This window comes from Rhodopseudomonas sp. B29 (assembly GCF_000333455.1).
Classification (GTDB): domain Bacteria; phylum Pseudomonadota; class Alphaproteobacteria; order Rhizobiales; family Xanthobacteraceae; genus Rhodopseudomonas.
Map to the genome: position 1 here is coordinate 1 of NZ_BADD01000034.1, position 3,238 is coordinate 3,238.

3 protein-coding genes are annotated in these 3,238 nt (G+C 62.6%); all 3 read left to right on the forward strand.

Annotation, left to right across the window (positions count from 1 at the left end):
- Positions 1-598 precede the first annotated feature (598 nt).
- Positions 599-1,327, forward strand: a complete 729-nt coding sequence (locus tag I5M_RS00990; RefSeq protein ID WP_022719693.1) for an outer membrane protein — start codon at positions 599-601, stop codon at positions 1,325-1,327.
- A gap of 620 nt (positions 1,328-1,947) precedes the next feature.
- Positions 1,948-2,718, forward strand: coding sequence for an outer membrane protein (locus tag I5M_RS00995; protein ID WP_022719694.1), 771 nt, complete (start codon positions 1,948-1,950; stop codon positions 2,716-2,718).
- Positions 2,719-2,955: 237 nt separating this feature from the next.
- Positions 2,956-3,238 (forward strand): hypothetical protein (locus I5M_RS01000; RefSeq protein WP_031334911.1); only part of this gene is annotated, 283 nt, incomplete at its 3' end.

Consider the following 3,238-nt stretch of genomic DNA (forward strand, 5'->3'; position numbering starts at 1 on the left):
CGCCGCATTATCGTGGGCCTCGCAATTCATCCAACAATTAGTTCCGACGAACAGAGAGACGAACGCGCGGCATCGAAGATGCTCCGGCAATCGCGCGGCCGCATGCGCTAAGTATATTTTGTCGCAGTTGTCATTCAGCCGTTAACTCCCGCGACCATGATCGCTCGGCGATTAGTCGAGGGGCGCGACATGACGGATATGACGATCAACCAGACCTTGGGCGACAGCGGACCCGTTCAGCCGCGTGGTTATCCACGATATGCAAGTATGTTCCAGTTTTGTTCGCCAGAAAACCCCATCTGGGCACCAGCCTGAAGTTTAGGCGGATTTTCCGCGTGTGTCCCGCTTCGGGAACCACCGTGAGCCGCCTTGATCACCCGCCCACCTTAGAATTTCCGTAAACAATTCATCGATTTCGGCGCCGCGTAGTTCGTCACGAAGTGTGGTTTTTGGGTGACGGTTTTTTCCGCAGACTCGCGTATGTTGACGACATCAGCGAGGGCGCTCGCGCACTGACATCCTGCTCGATCAACGGTGCAGCCGACGGGACCGGCCACGACGATACGGGCGAACACGACGAAGAGCTGGGGGATTTGAGATGAAAAAGTTTTTGCTGGGGACTGTTGGTTTGATCGCGATGGGCGCGGCTCCGGCCATGGCTGCCGATCTCGCTGCCCGCCCCTACACCAAGGCTCCGCCGATGATGGCGGCGATCTATGATTGGTCGGGCTTCTACATCGGCGCCAACGGCGGCTGGGGTACCAGCCGTGCGCGTTGGGATTATCTCGGCCCGGCCGCTGCCGGCGCTGAAGGTTCGCACGACGCCTCGGGCGCCGTCGCCGGTGGCCAGATCGGCTATCGCTGGCAGGCGTCCTCCTGGGTGTTCGGCCTCGAAGCTCAGGGCGATTGGGCCGACCTGAAGGGCTCCAACGTCAGCACCCGCTTCCCGACCGCCAGCAACCGGACCAAGGTCGACGCTTTCGGCCTGTTCACCGGCCAGGTCGGCTACGCCTGGAACAACGCGCTGCTCTACGTGAAGGGCGGTGCGGGCGTCGTCAGCAACAAGTACGAATACGGCTTCGTCGGCGGTCCGGCGTTCGACTCGGTCAAGGGCACCCGCTGGGGTGGCACCGTCGGTGGCGGCCTGGAATATGGCTTCACCCCGAACTGGTCGTTCGCGGTGGAATACGATCACGTGTTCCTCGACAACAAGACCTACACCTTCCCGATCGCGCCGACCGCGACGGACCGCGTCAAGCAGGACCTCGACGTGGTCACCGCCCGCATCAACTATCGCTGGGGCGGCCCGGTCGTCGCGAAGTACTGATCTTCGCGAAACTAGGAACTTCGGAAAGGCCGGCCTCGCGCCGGCCTTTTTCGTTTTGGGCCGCGCCGAGGTTGGACGTCGCGCCCGGTCGGACCGCAACCTGCGTTGCTCGGCTTTGCGACGATGTACCGCGATCGGCTCATCCCGCCGTCGCGCTGATTGCCACGCGATGTCGGTCCGCTGACTGCGCCGGCGCGGTTCATGAATCGATCGAAGCAGCAGCTCGTTTCAGGCGCTTGAGTCCTCATCTGAGGTGCCGCGGTGAAGCTCGAACAGCGAAGCCGGGGCGTCTCGAAGGATGAGCCATCTCTAGGGATGGACCGCGCGATGCCTGCCGCCCTGGTTCGACACGGCGCTTCGCGCCTCTCCGCCATGGGGGTGTACTTGTGGCAGCGCCTTCACATCGCGAGTTCTGATTCAATCAAAGCGGTGAGCTCTAGACGCCCCGAAACGTTCTGAACTGATCACACACCACTACTCGCGTAATGTTGGTATACTTCCTTACCACTACTATAGATTGTATTTTGCCCCGACTGTTGCAGGGCGGGAACAGCCTCGCGCGCGGAATCGCACTAGGCTTCACTCCGAAATTTGGACGTCATCTTGATTTGGAGAGAGCTATGAAACGGATTCTGGTTTCGACCCTCGCAGTGGTTGCTTTGGCTGCGCCCGCTGTGGCTGCCGACTTGGCACCGCGCACTTACACCAAGGCGCCGGTGATTGCGCCGGTGCCCGGCTGGGCCGGCTTCTACATTGGCGGCAATGTCGGCGGCGGCTGGGGCAAGACCACCTTCGATTCGGTCGCGGGCGGCGACCACTATCTGCTGAACGGTCAGAGCTTCTCGACCAACACCAAGGCCGGCGTCGTCGGCGGCGTGCAGGTCGGCTACAACTGGCAGTTCCAGCAATTCGTGGTCGGCCTCGAAGGCACCTACTCGGGCTCGGATATCAAAAACAGCACCGGCATTTTCGCCGACCCGGTGTTCGGCGGCCAGAACGTCTCGTTCGAGTCGAAGATCGACTCCTACGCCACCATTGTCGGCCGGCTCGGCTGGACGCCGGACAACACCTGGCTGCTGTACGCCAAGGGCGGCTGGGCGACCGGCCACGTCAAGAGCAGCGTTCAGGACTACTTCCCGCTGCCGGCAACGCTGCAGCATTGGTCCGGCGCCTCGAAATGGCAGGACGGTTGGACCGTCGGCGCCGGCGTCGAATACAAGCTCACCAGCAACTGGATCCTCGGCGTCGAGTACAACTACCTGAACCTGTCGTCCAAGAACCACAGCGGCCCGATCAACGGCGTCGCCCCGGGCGCGCCGCTGTTCTATAGCGAAGGCGTGAAGGCCGACATCAACGCGGTCACAGCGCGCGTCAGCTATCTGTTCCACTAACGGCTGCACAGGCGGAACGACGAGGGGCCGGCGGACGCCGGCCCCTTTGTCGTTCCTGCCACCAGAAAAGCGATGCTGGCGAACCCAGCCGCGAACAATCGGTTGATGTCGGGCTGCTGCCTCTGGAAATCGCTTCTCGTTCTTCCTATGTTCCAAGCTCAGCCCTCCCGGCGTGAGCTCCCGGATTTCCGGCGCGGCCCCGCCTCCTAGCGGCGCATTTCCGCGTCTGGACATCCGATGGACGAAGTGATCAAGGCCAAGCGACAGCCCCAGCCGGCCTCGAGCCGGACCGCCATCACCATTCGCGGCGCCCGCGAGCACAACCTCAAGAACGTCGACGTCACCATCCCGCGCGACAAGCTGGTGGTGTTCACCGGCCTGTCCGGCTCCGGCAAATCGTCGCTGGCGTTCGACACCATCTATGCCGAGGGCCAGCGCCGCTACGTCGAGTCGCTGTCGGCCTATGCGCGGCAGTTCCTCGAGATGATGCAGAAGCCGGACGTCGACCAGATCGACGGCC